Annotated in this window: 21 protein-coding genes and 3 pseudogenes; 13 read left to right on the forward strand and 11 right to left on the reverse strand. The window is 60.0% G+C overall.

Annotated elements, in window-relative coordinates; translation table 11 throughout:
* Nucleotides 1-74 precede the first annotated feature (74 nt).
* The 3 genes from FJ970_RS32370 to FJ970_RS32380 form a co-directional block, all read right to left on the reverse strand.
* Nucleotides 75-587: a ferritin-like domain-containing protein gene (locus FJ970_RS32370; protein ID WP_140761773.1), complete on the reverse strand. Its 513-nt coding sequence runs from the start codon at nt 585-587 to the stop codon at nt 75-77.
* A 137-nt stretch (nt 588-724) separates the two neighbouring features.
* Nucleotides 725-1,321 carry a cysteine hydrolase family protein gene (locus tag FJ970_RS32375; RefSeq protein WP_140761777.1) on the reverse strand — a complete coding sequence of 199 codons (597 nt, stop codon included), beginning with the start codon at nt 1,319-1,321 and terminating at the stop codon, nt 725-727.
* Nucleotides 1,322-1,328: 7 nt separating this feature from the next.
* Nucleotides 1,329-1,871, reverse strand: coding sequence for an inorganic diphosphatase (locus tag FJ970_RS32380; protein ID WP_140761780.1), 543 nt, complete (start codon nt 1,869-1,871; stop codon nt 1,329-1,331).
* Nucleotides 1,872-1,895: 24 nt separating this feature from the next.
* On the opposite strand from FJ970_RS32380, the gene FJ970_RS32385 reads away from it, so the two are divergent.
* Nucleotides 1,896-2,414: a hypothetical protein gene (locus FJ970_RS32385; protein WP_140761783.1), complete on the forward strand. Its 519-nt coding sequence runs from the start codon at nt 1,896-1,898 to the stop codon at nt 2,412-2,414.
* A 1,146-nt stretch (nt 2,415-3,560) separates the two neighbouring features.
* Here FJ970_RS32385 and FJ970_RS32390 read toward each other — a convergent pair.
* Both FJ970_RS32390 and FJ970_RS32395 read right to left on the reverse strand, forming a co-directional pair.
* Nucleotides 3,561-3,731, reverse strand: a complete 171-nt coding sequence (locus tag FJ970_RS32390) for a hypothetical protein (protein ID WP_181178720.1) — start codon at nt 3,729-3,731, stop codon at nt 3,561-3,563.
* 108 nt (nt 3,732-3,839) lie between these two features.
* Complete coding sequence (locus FJ970_RS32395) at nt 3,840-4,154, reverse strand: hypothetical protein (RefSeq protein WP_140761786.1); 315 nt, start codon at nt 4,152-4,154, stop codon at nt 3,840-3,842.
* A gap of 89 nt (nt 4,155-4,243) precedes the next feature.
* Here FJ970_RS32395 and FJ970_RS32400 point away from each other — a divergent pair, with 89 nt between their 5' ends.
* Nucleotides 4,244-4,465, forward strand: coding sequence for a DUF768 domain-containing protein (locus FJ970_RS32400; protein WP_140761789.1), 222 nt, complete (start codon nt 4,244-4,246; stop codon nt 4,463-4,465).
* A gap of 159 nt (nt 4,466-4,624) precedes the next feature.
* Entirely contained in the window at nt 4,625-4,924 is a 300-nt protein-coding gene (locus FJ970_RS32405; protein WP_140761792.1) for a DUF1236 domain-containing protein, read from the forward strand.
* Between the two features lie 1,010 nt (nt 4,925-5,934).
* On the opposite strand, the gene FJ970_RS32410 is transcribed toward FJ970_RS32405, so the two are convergent.
* Nucleotides 5,935-6,177: a hypothetical protein gene (locus FJ970_RS32410; protein ID WP_140761795.1), complete on the reverse strand. Its 243-nt coding sequence runs from the start codon at nt 6,175-6,177 to the stop codon at nt 5,935-5,937.
* Between the two features lie 410 nt (nt 6,178-6,587).
* Here FJ970_RS32410 and FJ970_RS32415 point away from each other — a divergent pair, with 410 nt between their 5' ends.
* The gene (locus tag FJ970_RS32415) at nt 6,588-6,830 is read left to right on the forward strand and encodes a hypothetical protein (RefSeq protein WP_140761797.1); all 243 of its coding nucleotides are present in this window, start codon (nt 6,588-6,590) and stop codon (nt 6,828-6,830) included.
* Nucleotides 6,831-7,014: 184 nt separating this feature from the next.
* Nucleotides 7,015-7,770 carry a class I SAM-dependent methyltransferase gene (locus tag FJ970_RS32420; RefSeq protein WP_140761800.1) on the forward strand — a complete coding sequence of 252 codons (756 nt, stop codon included), beginning with the start codon at nt 7,015-7,017 and terminating at the stop codon, nt 7,768-7,770.
* Between the two features lie 38 nt (nt 7,771-7,808).
* On the opposite strand, the gene FJ970_RS32425 is transcribed toward FJ970_RS32420, so the two are convergent.
* On the reverse strand, nt 7,809-8,141 hold the full coding sequence (locus FJ970_RS32425; RefSeq protein ID WP_140761803.1) for a hypothetical protein: 333 nt from the start codon (nt 8,139-8,141) through the stop codon (nt 7,809-7,811).
* Between the two features lie 191 nt (nt 8,142-8,332).
* On the opposite strand from FJ970_RS32425, the gene FJ970_RS32430 reads away from it, so the two are divergent.
* Nucleotides 8,333-8,608: a hypothetical protein gene (locus FJ970_RS32430; RefSeq protein WP_140761806.1), complete on the forward strand. Its 276-nt coding sequence runs from the start codon at nt 8,333-8,335 to the stop codon at nt 8,606-8,608.
* Between the two features lie 319 nt (nt 8,609-8,927).
* Here FJ970_RS32430 and FJ970_RS32435 read toward each other — a convergent pair whose 3' ends face one another.
* On the reverse strand, nt 8,928-10,232 hold the full coding sequence (locus FJ970_RS32435; RefSeq protein ID WP_140761809.1) for a tetratricopeptide repeat protein: 1,305 nt from the start codon (nt 10,230-10,232) through the stop codon (nt 8,928-8,930).
* Between the two features lie 220 nt (nt 10,233-10,452).
* On the opposite strand from FJ970_RS32435, the gene FJ970_RS32440 reads away from it, so the two are divergent.
* A complete protein-coding gene (locus FJ970_RS32440) occupies nt 10,453-11,559 on the forward strand; it encodes a tetratricopeptide repeat protein (protein ID WP_140761812.1) in 1,107 nt (368 codons plus the stop codon).
* Nucleotides 11,560-11,622: 63 nt separating this feature from the next.
* Here the strand turns inward: FJ970_RS32440 and FJ970_RS32445 are convergent, their stop codons facing one another.
* Both FJ970_RS32445 and FJ970_RS32450 read right to left on the reverse strand, forming a co-directional pair.
* Nucleotides 11,623-11,823: a hypothetical protein gene (locus FJ970_RS32445; protein WP_140761815.1), complete on the reverse strand. Its 201-nt coding sequence runs from the start codon at nt 11,821-11,823 to the stop codon at nt 11,623-11,625.
* Nucleotides 11,820-12,212 (reverse strand): ParB/RepB/Spo0J family partition protein, encoded by a 393-nt coding sequence (locus FJ970_RS32450; RefSeq protein WP_140761818.1) that lies wholly within the window; start codon nt 12,210-12,212, stop codon nt 11,820-11,822. The genes FJ970_RS32445 and FJ970_RS32450 overlap by 4 nt, the downstream gene beginning before the upstream one ends.
* A 47-nt stretch (nt 12,213-12,259) precedes the next feature.
* Between FJ970_RS32450 and FJ970_RS34035 the strand changes: the two are divergent.
* The 5 genes and pseudogenes from FJ970_RS34035 to FJ970_RS32470 form a co-directional block, all read left to right on the forward strand.
* Nucleotides 12,260-12,448, forward strand: a pseudogene (locus FJ970_RS34035) (DUF2612 domain-containing protein); the annotation flags it as partial.
* Nucleotides 12,449-12,601: 153 nt separating this feature from the next.
* Nucleotides 12,602-12,718 (forward strand): DUF2612 domain-containing protein, encoded by a 117-nt coding sequence (locus FJ970_RS34040; RefSeq protein ID WP_415752057.1) that lies wholly within the window; start codon nt 12,602-12,604, stop codon nt 12,716-12,718.
* 10 nt (nt 12,719-12,728) lie between these two features.
* Nucleotides 12,729-13,772 (forward strand): hypothetical protein, encoded by a 1,044-nt coding sequence (locus tag FJ970_RS32460; protein ID WP_140761824.1) that lies wholly within the window; start codon nt 12,729-12,731, stop codon nt 13,770-13,772.
* 39 nt (nt 13,773-13,811) lie between these two features.
* Entirely contained in the window at nt 13,812-13,988 is a 177-nt protein-coding gene (locus FJ970_RS32465; RefSeq protein ID WP_181178721.1) for a hypothetical protein, read from the forward strand.
* Nucleotides 13,989-14,311: 323 nt separating this feature from the next.
* Nucleotides 14,312-14,532: pseudogene (locus FJ970_RS32470) on the forward strand (hypothetical protein).
* 9 nt (nt 14,533-14,541) lie between these two features.
* On the opposite strand, the gene FJ970_RS32475 reads toward FJ970_RS32470, so the two are convergent.
* Complete coding sequence (locus FJ970_RS32475; RefSeq protein WP_140761827.1) at nt 14,542-14,736, reverse strand: hypothetical protein; 195 nt, start codon at nt 14,734-14,736, stop codon at nt 14,542-14,544.
* Nucleotides 14,737-14,939: 203 nt separating this feature from the next.
* Here FJ970_RS32475 and FJ970_RS33765 point away from each other — a divergent pair.
* A pseudogene (locus FJ970_RS33765) lies at nt 14,940-15,122 on the forward strand (DNA ligase); the annotation flags it as partial.
* Between the last annotated feature and the right edge of the window lie 25 nt (nt 15,123-15,147).

Below are 15,147 nucleotides of genomic sequence, written 5' to 3' on the forward strand. Positions count from 1 at the left end.
TGCAACGAGCCCCGGCAACCTGCCAGGGCTCGGCGGATGCTGGACCGAGGGAAGATCCAGCCGCTGGACCGCCGCTATGCGGCCTCGGCCGCTATATTGACGGCGGATTCGGCGAGCTCGGTGAGCGCCGCGTCCGTTTCCTTTTCCTCGCCCAATGTCTGGTCGAGCAGGTTGACTGCCTCGGTCAAGCCGAGTTCGGAAGCCCACGTCCGGAGCGTGCCGTAGCGTGAGATTTCATAATGCTCGACGGCTTGGGCGGCGGCCAGCAGGCCGACGTCGAGCGAGGGCGAGCCCTTGTACTCCTCCATGATCTCGGCGCCTTCTTCGGTGATGCCCATGATGGCGGCGCAGGTCTTGCCGACGGGCTTCTTGTCGATCACCTCGAACACTTCCTCGAGCCGCGCGACGTGCTCCTCGGTCTGGACGCGATGCTTCTCGAAGGCCGCTTTCAGGTCAACGCTCTGCGCGGCCTTTGCCATCTTGGGCAGCGTGGCGAGAATCTTCTTCTCGGCGAAATAGATGTCTTTCAGCGTGTCGTGGAAAAGTTCGTTGAGGCCTTTCTTCGAGGCCGCCTTCGTCGTCGCCATGTGCGCATCTCCTGGTGGGGTTGGATCATTCTCAACACGGTCGACCGCAAGTTGTTCCGAGCAGATTTTTGGCCGGCGAGGGCCGTGAACGATCATTTGTTATTGACGAGGTCCGCGCTGATCTTCCGGCGCTTCGACTAGGCCCAGGATTCCAGAATTTCGTCCACCGGAGCGACTTCGACATGGTGGGAATATCTTTTGGTGAACAGCCTCACGATACTGTCATAGGCTTCGTCGGAGGTGCTGCAGATCGCATCCTCGGCCAGCACCGTCCGAAAGCCGAAATCGATGGCTCCAAGCAGGGTCGCCAGAACGCACATGTCGGCCTCGCCTCCACTGACGACAATGGTGTCGACATCCTCCGCGGTGAGCGCGCGTTTCAACCTGCCTCCGAACCAGGGCGAATAGACCGGTTTGTCGAACTGTCGGGCCGGCGGAACGAAATCCTTCAGCTCCGGCGCCAGCTCGATGACGTCCGTCCCCGCTTTTTCGAGTGTCATCTCTGCCCAGTGTTGATAATACCCGCGCCACTGGCCATGCCCGTCTCCTGCCCGTAGCGCCGGAATGAAGCGGGTGAAGATGGTTCGCCCCGGCCGCCTCTCGGTGAGCCGAAGCACTTTGGGCAGAGTCTGGGGAAACCACTCGACCGCCCACGGCCCGGGAGGCATGAACATGCGCTGCATGTCGACACAGATGTGCACGGCGTTTGGAGGAATGGGGCGCAACACAGGCATCCGCCGTTCACCGGTCGGCGAATTTTCGCTTGAAGGATTTCATCTCTTTCGTCAGCGAAAGCTTGGCCTCGGCAGCGTCCTGCCAGCCCTTCAGCTTGATTTTCTTGCCGGTACCCAACACCGACGAAAGGAAGAATTGTTCTATTTCCCGGCGAAGATCCTGTGAGACATCGGCGGCAGCCACTGGCTCGTCCGGCGCGTCTTCCTTGTGAGGGCAGAAGATATACCTGTCGTTACGGACCTTCGTGCCATCGGGATCACGCTGCTTCACCCTCAGTGCGCCCAGAAGGTCGCACTTGATGACGACGCCCGGCGCCGCGGCCGCCTGGTGGATGACCAGCCCGTCCAGCGGATCGCCGTCATCGCCCAAAGTCGAAGGTACGAAACCCCAATCGTAGGGATAGGTGTTCCCGACAGGAAGGAGCCGAGAATATTCAAACACCCCGGTCTTCGGCTCATAGGCAAGCTTTGCAGCGGACCCGCGCGGCGTTTCAACGATCACACGAAACAAATTTCGGCAGGTTGCCGGGAGTCTCAGATAGTCCGCCATGGCCAAGCTCGATCGCAGTCAGGTTTGGCAAGAGAACCTTGCAGCGGCGCGAATGTTCCCTACCGTCCTTTGCCGCCCCAGGGCCGTTCGCCAAGCGGCGACGCCGGGGTCTTATTTTTCCGCATCGCCGCCTCCGGCGATCCGAACCGTGACGCTCAGGAGTATGGCGACCGCACCGTGCTCATCACCATATCCACGACGGCGTCGATCACCGGCGGCGCCATCACAGACCCGTCGGGCGGTGTCCAATTCTTTGGCGGCGAGTCGACCAAGGATTCCAAGTTCGATTTGGGAACCGGGAAGATCCTGACCGGTCTGCATTGGCTTCAGGATGGCACGAATTTGCACGGAACCTGGGTGTTTGAAGGTTCCAACGACGACAGCACCTATACAGGGCAGGGCAGCAGCTTCACGCTTGGCGGCGCGCTGATAACGGAAGTGACGTGGTCGAATTCCACGGCCTACCGATACTACAAGCTTCGGCAAATCTCTGGCTCGACGTCCACGCGGGTCAACCTTGAAACCGAGTTCAGGATCACCTGATCAGAAAAAGAACGAGGGCCGGCGCGACGAAACGCCTTTTCACAGACCGCGCCGTCATGGCTTGGGGCTGACTATGCGCGATCCGTCAGCCGTCGCGGGAGCACATGGAACATTGTTGCGTAGAAAAACTTAGGCGGTTGCACTGTCGTACTCCCATTACAGTGCGTTCCCACGACTGTTGACTGGCCCGCTGCCATGCCCCCTCCGGCAGCGGGCCTTTTTATCGTTCGGTCGGGAACAGCCCCATTAGTCGCAAGTTCCGGCAAAGGCGGCGGCGCGTCCGGGTCTTTCGCGACGCTGGCCGGCCCGCGCCCTCCTTTTGCGGGGTGGGGCGCGGGCCTCAGTGGAACATACGTCAGAGACAAAGGTCGGGAGCCAGCCGCCTACTCCGGGCGGCCCTCCACCTCCGTCAGTTGCCCGCTGGCTCCGGCCGGCGGGCTTTTTGTGCGCTATGTGGGAACTTGGTATTTGTCGGCAGGTTCGAAAGGTAGCAGCCTCCCGTGCTGCTGGTCAGAGTCCCTCCTGGCCGGGCCCGCTTCCCCTTCCTGTACTGCCAGGAGGCGGGCCCACGGGGTTCGCCGGCCCGGGAACATTCCGGGCTAACGACTGTTGGACGAACTTAACAAAGAAAGGTCGTCTCATGTTTTCCCTGTTACGCGCGCTTCATGTCCATGCCGCGAAACGCGGCGATGGGTTATTGCCGAAGCTGTTGACCATGCCGCAGTGGCCCCACGAAAACCCCATGAATGAGAATTCCGCCGCACCTGTGGAGCCGCCCGTGACAGCCTTACCGGCCACGCAGGGCACCATGACGGAACCTAATATCCCCATGCGCCGGGGCTTTTTCACGATTGTACGCGACTAGCGTCCTTCAGAAAATTCCCGTGACAATCAGGATGATCCCAATCGTCGCGAGGGCCATGACGAGTGCCATGGCTATCGCAAAGGCATGACCGAAATTGTCAGTCATCTGCGCACCAGACGCAACGGACAACGGCCCGACCGCTCATCATGTGACGCAGGATTCCGCAGGCCGGGCCTTACCGGCTTTTGGAGGGCAAGAGCCGGTGAAGGTTGAGCATGTTCCTAAGCGGATCTGTGCGCAATGGCATGTCCGAATGCGTACACAAATACCGGTCTCTTCGGCTACTTTTTTGCCAGCAAGAGGGCTTCACGCAATAGCGATGGCGGACTGCCTACGCCCAGCAAGTCGATAAGCTCGCGTGCCTGGGTATGGGTGATACCGGTTCTGTCTACCAGCCAATTGACGTGCTTTTCCTTGGCGGACTGATGATCGCTCTCGCGCTCGTTGGGCACGGCTTTCCTCCCGTTGGGGCGAAAGCCTGATGTTCTCTTCCAAGCGTCCCGATTGCCAGAATTGTGCGCAGACGACCAGATGACCCTACGCCTTCTTTGGGTTGCTGGCTACGTGGCGCCGCCCCTGTCGACCGGCGGCTTCTTCCTCGTCGGCGCCTTGTACGCGTTCACCAGCCTGACAACTGAGGCATCCACCGTGATGGGTATGCCCAGGTTCACCGTCACGCGCTTTCCGTCGAGTAGGTGCATCACGTTGCCAATCAGCTCGATGTGCTGCCCCTTCTGAAGGTTCGACGTCATGTCAATGATCGAATGGGGCCGACCATAGGACGGGATGGAAACGCTTACGCGGTCGTCAGTGACGCGCCTGCGCACGGTCGCAGTTATCGCAACCTCGTCGCCGATGTTGATGCCCTTCGCCATGCCAAGAGTCTGGAGCGGGCAACAGCTTCGTCAAGCGGAGGCTATTATACGGACCCGGAACCGAAACCGCAGATCGAGCTTATGGTTCAATGAGCGCGCGTGGCCTCGATTTCCTGCATGAATGGATCGCGAACAACATCCCCGAGACGGCGAAACCAGACGTCATCTGCGTGGATGAACTTACCGATAAGCTAATTGCGGATGCCAAGGCGATCGGCATCAAGCGGGTCGAGCTCGACGAGGAAGTGGACAGCCTCTACCGCACCATTATCGAAGCGATAGTGCATCACGAACATGGTCGGCCTGAATGACGGCGGCTCGCCCCCGACTGTTGCTATGTCGGGTGGGGCGGAGGAATTAGGTATCACTGACGGAACAACACCTGGCCGGGGGCGTTACCGGGGCTCTAATGTTCGACTTGCATTTGTTTCCGCCCTGTCAAGGTTCTTCATCAACAACAGGAGAGTATATTGAAAACTACCCTCATCCCCGCCGTCGCCGGCCTGGCCCTTTTGGCTGGTCTAGGCTTTGCCCTCGCCGACGAGATCATCGTCACCCCGGAACAGCAGACCGTGGTCAAGGAATATGTCCACAAGCACAAGATCGCTTCGGTCAACGTGCTGGGACTCGAGCTCGGCATTGGCTCGGCGGTGCCGGACACGGTTGAATTGCAGACGGTGCCTGACGTCAAGTATCGCTATGCTGTCGTCAATGATCACACCGTGCTGATCGACCCGAGCACCCGCAAGGTGATCCAGGTAATCGAGTGACCTGATGTTCAAGCCTTAACCGAAGCTTTCCGCCATCTTTCGGTGCCGGAAAGCTTCGGCTTTGTGAGGCTCTCGGACGGTTCGGAAATTTCCATTAAAATTTCAGAGAGGCGAGGTCCCAATGTGTTCAATCGTAACGAATTGCTGATGATCGAAGGCGTGCTTGCCGCAATCCTGCCTGTCGCCCTTGGTCTGCTGATCCTGACGTGGGCTTTGTAAACATGAATCCAGAGCCCGCACTTTGGATGCTCGCGCACCGCGCGTTCCGTCGGACGGCATGAGCGCCTCCGTTGCGGTTCCTTCTTTGCAAGATTGGAGAAACGTACCTTGGGGCGGCCGGAGGCTTCGTCAATCGATCGCTAATGTGAGGTGGTGCCTTTGAGGCGACCCGGCTGCCAGGAGGGATCTGGGGGATACATCCACAGCAGCCGGGTCATGCCGGCGATCCTTGCCGGCGGCTTATCATGGGGCTTATATTAGCAACAGCGCAAATACCCATTCGGTATCTCGAATACCAAATAAGCATAGCAAGGCGGCCCGATCTAACCGGCGGGTGCGCGGAAATGTGTCTAAAGCCGCTTGCTCCGGGTCAACGGGCCTTTTTGCCAGCGTATAGGAACCTGATATTCGTCGGCAGGTTCGAAAGGCGGCAGCCCCCCGTGCTGCTGGTCAGGTCTCCCCGAAGACTTGGCCGGGCCCGCTTCCACCGCCAGTGAGGCGGGCCCACGGGAACTGTCCGGCAGGTGCGCTTGCGCAACGTCTCCCGGCACGACTTCAGGGAAGACAATTAACATTTGTAAGTGACCTCACGAGGCCGGCACGCGACGATTGGTGGCGTATGTTGGGGATCATCCATAATGTCGGACAAAGGGAATGGCGGTGGCCCGTTCGAGGCCGCAATGGTCGTGATCATGGCATTGGCGGCACTCGGGATTGCCGTGATCTTCGCCACAGCCGCGTTGTGGCCCGGATAGCTTTGGGCCTAGGAACAGCGGCCATCTTCAGAAACACTAGATGGAGAGCCGTTTTTTGTTGGCCCTGATTTTCCTCCGATAGACGCCTGCGACCTTGCCTGCGGAGCCGGTAGCGAAGAGCATGCCGGCGAGCGCGGCCGCCTCGACTTTCTCAGTGACCATTTGCTTCGCTTCCCGCTCTGCCAATTTGCCTCCCCCGGCAATCCGTAGCGTTCGAAGCCAGATCACCTGTTGTGCTTCCAGCGCCGACGAATAAAAATCGAACCACGGATTGAACATCGGACCCTCCAAATTGGCTCAGGAGAACGAGTGCGTCGAATGTCGGTTCCGAACTAGCCAGCATTGCCGCACAGGCATTGCCCAAATTCAGGCCACAGCCGCCGCCAGGACCCGAACGGCGCCTCGGCGGTGTAGGAGGGCGGCCGACGAGAAAGCGCGCTGGCGGCGCTGCCACGGCGGGGGCGGGGTATTCGAAATCACCCAAACCTAAGGCGAAGACCGCTTGGCTCCAGCGTTCGCACTGTGCTGAAATTTCGGGAGGGGGGATGTCGCGAAAATCGGGCTGTATGCCGTGCGCCCGAAGGCGTTGAGGTGCCAGCGTCTATTGACGATAGGACTTGCCAACCATGTCGAGACGAGGAATATAATCCTCCGTTGCGGCGACCCTTCAACGAAAATGGAGATCGCCAATGGCCAGGTCCAAACCATCAAAGCAGCTCTCGACGGAAGAGATCGAACGCTTCCTGACTGCCGCGGAGGCGCTTCATAAGAGCATCATCAAGCCGTTTATATCGCCCCATTGCGACCATTACCGCTCAACGCGGATCCTGCACGAGGCGCTGTTGAAAAGCGTGCGAGAGGTGACCGGCAAGGAAGTCGAGTTCATCCAGTGGAACACTACGGGACCGGTACGGCCTCCGACGGCTGGGTAGGAGGAGAAACAAGAAGCCCCACCGGGCTTGGTATCGCCGTGGTGGGGCTCGCCTCGAGGCCCGTGCCAAGATCAGGCTCGCCGAGGAATGGACGTCGGCCCAGGAAGCCGGCGAGGCATCGACGGGCGGCCGGCCGAAAAAAGCGTTCCCGTCTGAGAACGGTTTCACGGCGACCGACGCCGGGTTGACCCGCAAGGAAATCCACGCCGCGCGCAAGCTGGCCGATGCCGAGCGGCGGGATCCTGGCATCGTGGAACGCGCCATTGCCGGCCGCATCGCCGCCGGACTCGAGCCGAGCCGTGCGAACCTGCGCGTGGCGATCGGCACCGACAGCGCCAGCGCCGCCGATCGCGGCCACAATCTCTACGAGACGTGCCCCGAAGCGATGCACACGCTTCTGGCGCTGGAGACGTTCGGCGGCCGGATCAAGGAACCGGCCTGCGGTCGGGGAGCTATCTCACGCATGCTCGAGTCGGCGGGCTATGACGTCGTGCTGGCCGACCTGGTCGACTATGGCACCCACGACCGCCACGGCGTTTGCCAGGAAGTGCGCGATTTCCTCACCAGCGAGCCTGATGAGAGCTGCGACGACATCGCCACAAATCCGCCCTACGGCGCCACCCTCAACGCGTTCGTGGCGCATGCGCTGCGCGTGCACCGGCCACCGAAGATGGCGCTGCTCCTCAACCTGAATTTCCTCTGCGGCTTCGAGGATCCTGACCGCAACTACGCCATGGACGAGTGCAAGCCGGCGCGCGTGCATGTCTTCACGCGACGCCTGCCCATGATGCATCGCGACGGCTGGGACGGTGACCTTGCGTCGAGCCGCATGAACCTAGCGTGGTTCGTGTGGCAGCAGGATCTCGTCGGCGAGTATGCCGGGCCGACGGTGATCAATCGCGTCGACTGGAAGGACTATCAGCCGGGAAAGTCGGCATGAAGCACTCCGCTCGTCAGCAACCGCAGCCGACCTGCCTGTCAGTACCCGCAAACCCGAACGCGTTCCAGCACCCGGTGGTGATGGTGCCAGTGTCTCACCCACTTCACTTGGCAACGCCGATAGTCAGGATGTCGGTAGTAGTAGCGATGCGGGTAGCGGACCACGTACCCGGGATAATCGTCGCCATAGTAGCGGGGGCCGTAATAGCGGCCGCCATAGTCGTAGAACGGGCCGCCGCCGTAGAACGGGCCGCCCCCAAACGGGCCGAAGCCGCCGAACGGGCCAAGACCGAAGAACTGTGCATTCGCAGGCACGACCGTCGCTGCGGCAGAGGCGATCGCAATCACCGACGCAAGGAACAGTTTTCTCATAGCAACCTCCGAGAGGTCCCTTCAGCCGACAAACTTCCCCATGAGCCGTATGTTCCCGTCGCTAATATTCTCTGCGAGCCATCTGCTAGCAACCGTCACGCCAGGACGTTCGCCGAGGCGGACTCGCCGATCGAGGGGGAGCGCAAGGTTGTGCCGCCGCACCCCGATTCCATCCGCCAGGAGAGCATGCTTTGAACCACTTCGCGGGATTTACCGTGCCGGTAGTCGGCGGACACCACGCCATGCTGCGGTTCGCGGAAGACGGCAAGCCTGAACCGGTGCTCGCACCAGGCGGCAAGCCGCAAGTCTTCACGACCGAACTCGAGGCGATGAAGGCTGTCACCGAAAACCTGTTGCGCTACATCAATGGGAATATGCGGCGCGATGGTGCAACGATCACCAGCGCCCGTGACGCGGCCGAGCGCATATTTCGCAAAGGCCGGATGATACCGGTGGAGCATCGATAACAATGGCAAAGAAGGGTTTCAGCGAGGGCTGGGCGACCAGGCGCGCCGACGGGACGCCTCACTTTTTCCGCCGCGACGGACTCGGTCTCGCTCGCTCCATCTGTGGTGCGCAGGACGCGCCCGCCGGCTGGCTCTCGATGGGCATCAATTTGCGCTGTTGTGAGCGGTCCGCGAGGCTGAGGGATAAGGAACTCTCGAAACTAGGCGCTATCCCGCCAGAGGCCGGCCAGGACGCGCGCGGCGAGTTTGGCGAGTAGGATGGAAGGGCCGTTGCCTGAGGTCGCTTCCACGGGCCGCTGAATGAGAAGGCGGTCAGAAATTATTTGAGTAGTCTTTGCAGATTTTCTTTGGCTTGGGGGACGCCCCGATCCGCCGATCTCCTGTAACAATCGATTGCTTTTGAACGGTCCGCTCCTACGCCTAAGCCCCTCTCGTAGAGACTTCCCAAATCGTTGAGCGCAATGGCATTGCCCAAGTCCGCGCTTTTCTTCAGCCAGGCGAAGGCCTCCGCGTAATTGACAGGAGTGCCGCGACCCATTGCGTACATGAGGCCCAAATTGTGCTGGGCTCCGGCATGATTTTGCTGAGCCGCCTTTCTAAACCAATACAAGGCCTGGGCGTCGCTTTGCTGGACACCTTTTCCCTTGAGGTAGCATACTCCCAGATCTTGTTCACCTTGGGCGTCGCCCTTTGCCGCCGCGACTTCAAATAACCTTGCGGCACGATCATAGTCCTCTGGGACGCCTCGGCCGTCGGCGTAGAGCTGGCCAAGGTTGGTGTCGGCCGCGGACAGTCCCCGTGCAGCCGCCTTTTCGAACCAAATGGCGGCCTGTGCGGGATCGGATGCGACGCCTTTGCCGCTGTCATAAATTCCGCCTAGATTGTTTTCGCCGATAGGGCTGTCTAGCGCAGCCGCAGCCCGATACCAGCCGGTGGCAGCGGCGAAGTCCTGTGGGACACCTCGGGCATATTCATACAAATAGCCAATTGCCGCCAGCGCCGTGGGATCGTTCTGGGCTGCCGCCTTCTGATACCACATCATCGCTTGCGCATAGTTGCGCTCAACGCCTTCTCCGCTCTCATAGGCCGCGCCCAGCTGAAATTGGGCGTGGGCAAACCCTTGATCCGCCGCCTGGCGGAGGAGTTCGACGGCCCTGACTGGGTCCTTGGGTACTCCTTGGCCAATCTGATACATTGTTGCCAGGCTCAATTCCGATTGAGCAAAGCCCTTCGCGGCCGCCTTGCTGTACCAGGCAAAGGCGAGAGCGCTGTTCTGAGCCAAGCCGATCGCGCCCTTGTCGTATAGGTATCCTAGGTTGTGCTCTGCTTGCGGGTCGCCCTTGGCGGCGGCTTGCTCGAAATACTCCCTGGCCCGCTGGGCGTCCGGTTTCACGCCGCAACCCAGTTCGTACACAAACCCGAGATTGTTCAGCGCCGACGCCTTGCCTAAGGCGGCGTCCTTTTCCCATTCCTGCCGCTTTGCGGCGAGATCACCGACGGCGTCACACGTCATTTGCTCTGTTATATAGAAATCGCCTGCAAACGCGCAGGAAAGGTGGGTAAATATCCCGGCGCAAGTTGCAGCCAGAATCACTACCGGAGTATTGCATTTCACACTGCTCATCTTGTCTGATCGCCTCAATGGGGTAAATCAATGATTCAGGCCAGTTCAAAAAACGATGCTCGGTGGACGGCCGCAAGACACAAGAATTTGACTCGCCACCAACTAGCGCGCAGCGCCACATGTCCCCGCCCTCAGGAACCAGGACTGGGCTCCGTACAGGGGATCGCTGGATCGTGTCTATATGGTCCGATTAAGGCGGTAACGAGAGGGATAAGTGTTTATGGAGTTTCCTAAGCCTTCCAAGGTGAGTTGCTTAGTAGTTGACCTAACCATTGCTGTTCTGGCGGTTGGCGCATCGTTCTTGGCACCTTTGAACCCAGCTGCAGACGCGGCCGAAGCGCAAGCGTCTTATAGTGCCGAAAACTACGGCAAGGCTTTCACCCAATGGAAGTTGTTGGCGGAGCGAGGGGACGCCGCCGCCCAGTTCAATCTCGGCATGTTGTACGCACATGGCCAAGGAGTTGCGCAAGATAAGACGCACGCTGTTTTCTGGTGGCACAAAGCTGCCGACGCAGGAAATCCGGATGCCGCTTACTATCTTGGCTCTTGCTACGCCATTGGTTCGGGGGTTGAGAAAGACTTTTCCATGGCGGCACACTGGTTCGGCGAGGCGGCAGAAAAGGGGCACGCTCAGGCCCAAAGCCAGTTGGGGAACTTGTATTGGCAAGGTGACGGTGTCGCGCCTGACAATCGGCTGGCATTCAACTGGTGGTCGAAGGCCGCAGTGGCGGGTGTCGCTGAAGCTCAGTACAATGTTGCCGCTTCATATGCTGCAGGACGGGGCGTTGCCAAAGACGACAACCAAGCATTCGTATGGTTCAGCAAGGCGGCGAGCCAAGGCTATGCTCCTGCTCAGTATGAGCTAGGTGTGATGTATTCAAAGGGCATTGCCGTGGCTGTGGATGAAGTCAAAGCGGCTGCCTGGCAACGCAAAGCAGCCGAGCAAGGATACGCGATTGCACAAACGGTGTTGGGCGCCAGGTACGCGCAAGGCGCCGGGATGGCTCAAAGTGGCCCCGATGCGATCATCTGGTGGCTCAAAGCCGCAAATCAGGGAAATGTCGATGCCCAACTGAGTTTGGGATTCGCGTATGCCACGGGAAAAATTGTGCCCAGAAACGAGGTAACCGCCATGGCTTGGTGGCGTGCTGCCGCTGAAAAGGGGAATGTCGACGCGCAGTTCAATCTCGGTTTTCTGTACTACAACGGTGTAGGTGGTCGCCCTGATTATACTCTTTCTGCGCTTTGGCTCGATAGAGCAGCAAAGAATGGTAGCACAAAGGCGCAGTTTTACCTGAACATCATGAAACAGAAGGGCCTATTGTAGGCTCGAATAAATGTGAAATTGTTGGCGGGCACCGGCACCATTTTGGGAAGCGGCCGCCCGGAGCTACATCAGCATCGTGCGGGCATGTGCCTCGCGCAGTTGAGCCTCCATCGAGCGGATGGTGCGCGACGCTGCAGCCAGCGTGTCGGCCCATTTGTCCGCCTTGGTCGGGTCGACCGACTTCAGAGCGACACACTCGCCGTCCTTAAACCCCCCGGCGATCGCGGTGATGATCCGCTCGACCGTCTTATCCATCCTGCTCATGGCGGCGACATCGTCCTTCGATGGCTCGTCTCGGCGGTCATTGTCGAACATGCCGCCCTGGTCGATGCGGTCGCGCACAGATTGCGCCGCAGCCCTGACGCCGGACCGTCTTTCAGCTTGCCAGTCGTGAAAAGCTTTACGATCTGCACCTGGTCGTTCTTAGGGAGATCGACCAGATAATTTGCGTGTCCGAGCGGGAAATGGTTGCTGTCGACCAGCGACTGGATCGCCTCGTCCAGATTGAGCAACGCCGTGCGGGCGGTAATGCGCGCCTGCTGGACGCCGATATCCTTCGCCAGCTTCTCAACCGTCCAGCCGCGGTCGAGCATGGCCTGAAACGCCCGGGCCTCCTCCATCGCCTTGATGTCGGCGCGGGCGAGGTTCTCCAAGATCGCCTGGGCTCGACGTCTGGGGCCGCTTCGTCGGCGTCAATCGCATCCTCCAGGTCACGTCCGGCGACTGGTTCGGCTTCGGTGAAGCGAACCCGGGGGCTGATCCGTTTGGTCAGGGCGCGTTCTATTCCGGCGCTCCCCTGACGGGAAATTTCGCGCTCTCGGATGAAGCCTTCCGCCTGCTGATCTTCGCCAAGGCGGCGGCCAACATCACGAACGGCTCGATCCCGGCGATCAACCAGATCCTGCTCGGCCTCTTTCCGAATAGGGGCAACGCCTACGTCACCGAGGGCAACGATCCGGGGACCTGGTTCGGCTTTGCGGAATCGCTGACTGCGGTCGGCTTCAACCAGGCATCGTTCTACGCGGGGTCGAGCATCTCGACGATGACGATGACCTACTCGTTCGCGTTCCAGCTCACCCCGGTCGAACTGGCGATCGTCCAGAATTCCGGCGTTCTGCCGAAGCCGACAGGCGTCAAAGCGTCGATCGTCATCATCTAAGGATCTCGCCATGAAGATTTCTGCCCTGCCGTCGAAGTTCTCCGCACCTTGGGGAGCCTCGGCAGGCCCAAGCTATATCCGCAACATCCCGCTCGGCTCGCAGATCGGGATCACCAATGGCGCGGCTTCGCTGGCCGACGGCTTCCCGCCGCTGAACTTCCTGCCGGTAGGATCGGGCGGCGTGCCGCCATTCGGGCAGGACATGAACGGCATTCTGCGGCAGATCACGCAATGGTCGCAGTGGCAGAACGCGGGTGGTCTTGTCACCTATGATGCGAGTTTTTCAGCATCGATCGGCGGCTACCCCTTCGGTGCGCTGCTGGCCGGCACGACGGCGGGCGTCGTTTGGCTCAGCACCATCGACGACAACACGCCCGACCCGGATACCGGCGGCGCGCACTGGAACAACATCGGCGCAGCTCCCTCCACCATCATGGTGGGTGTCGATACCGGTTCGGCCAATGTCGTTACGGCCAATGTCGTGCCGGTGCCGAGTGCCTATGCCGACGGCCAGGTCTTCATCATCCAGAAGATGGCAGCCGACAACAACGGCGCGATGACCGGCAACATCGAGTCGCTTGGCTCGCATCCCATCGTCAACATGGACGGCACCGCACTGACGGCAAAGCAATGGCCGGCGAGTGCGGCGGGCATCCTCGAATACAACAGCGCGACGACGTCGTTCCGGTTGCTCAACCCGGCAGTCACCGTGGCGCTTAGTGTTCGTTTCGGGAACAGCTCGACTAGTCGCAAGTTCGGGCGAAGGCGGCGGCGCGTCCGGGCTTTTCGCGACGCTGGCCGGCCCGCGCCCTCCTTTTGCGGGGTGGGGCGCGGGCCTCATGCTGTGCGCTGGCTCCGGCCGGGCTTTTTGTGCGGTAGGTGGGAACTTGGTATTTCTCGGCAGGTTCGAAAGATGGCAGCCTCCGTGCTGCTGGTCAGGATGTCCCAACCACCTGGCCGGGCCCGCCTCCCCCGCCATCCGGGGCGGGCCCACGGACGGGCGCAATTGTCTGATTTTTCCCATTTAACTAAGCCGGCTTGCGAGTCATTTTAACGGGGGATATTTTCCAGTTTCGCCATGGAGCATTTTCCCATGAACGAACTCGATGGAGCGAAAAGTCCGATCCAGTCCGCCAAGGAAAGGCACCCCAACTGGCTTGTCGACAAAACCGGGATCACCCATAGCCAGGCACGCGAGCTTTTCGATTTGCTCGGCCTAAGCAATCTGCCATCGCTGATCCGCGAAGCTCTATTACTGCTGAAAAAGTAGCGTCCTGCGTCAGAACCAGTTGGCAGCGAGCAGGATTATCCCGATAGCCGCCGAGGCCATGACGACGGCCATAGCTATCTCGAACGGGCCGCCGCCGTTCCCTGCGCTTTCTGCCATAATGCACTCCCCAGTCGCCCCGATCTTTTTGTTTTCCCTTCCCCAAAGGAAAGATGATGTCCACACCCAGTGGAATAACATATGTTAATAGGGAGGAAAAAAGCCTGCTTCGCGCGCAGGCGTGACGCTCGACACGCGAGCCCGCGGTCGCGACAACGCAGGGCACCATGAGGGGAACCTAATATCCCCAAAAGACTTGTGTCGGAATGAGCACGCGTGGCATCGACTTCCTGGACCGATGGATCGCGAACAACGTCCCTGAGACCACCAACGCGGATTCATCTCGGTCGACGAACTGACGCACAAGCTCATCGCCGATGCCAAGGCAATCGGCATCAAGCGGGGGGAGATCGACGAGGAGGTAGACAGCCTCTACCGCACCATACTCGATGCGATAGTGCATTATGATCCCGGGTTGACAGAGTAGGCGTACCCTTCAAGGCTTTTTGACGAGTTCCGGCTTCAGCGGCTTGTGGCGCGGCTGTTCGTGCCAGATTACCTGACGCAGGTCGCGCATGTCGACCGGCTGGCCGCAGACCTTGCAAATATAGAAGTTTTCGTCCTCATCATCGGGCTCGCCTTCGTGCCGCTTGCCGGGGATTGATGGTCCAGGGTCTGAAAGCTTGGTCATAACCTTTCAAACATTCAATTTAGCTAAAATGTTCCGGAACTGAACCGTGGCTCAGCCCTTGAATCGCGTCCGGAGTAGCGTGCATGCGCGCCGCAGAGCGTTTGAAATTCATCAAGCCGCAGGAGCCGATCCTGGTGCTCGAAGCGCCAGTCAGCGACGACTGGCTGCATGAAATCAAATACGATGGCTTCCGCACCCAACTCATGCTCGATTGGGCCGGGGCGCGCGCCTTCACCAGGACCGGCATCGATTGGTCGAAGCGCTATTGGCCGATCATCGATGCCGCTGAAAAGCTCCCCGCGAAATCCTTCATCATCGACGGCGAGATGATCGCGCCCGAGCCAGACGGCCGCCCGAACTTTCACGCCATGCATTCGCGCATGGCCTGGAACGCCGAGCTGCTGGCCTTCG

The sequence above is a fragment of the Mesorhizobium sp. B2-1-8 genome (assembly GCF_006442545.2).
Taxonomy (GTDB): domain Bacteria; phylum Pseudomonadota; class Alphaproteobacteria; order Rhizobiales; family Rhizobiaceae; genus Mesorhizobium.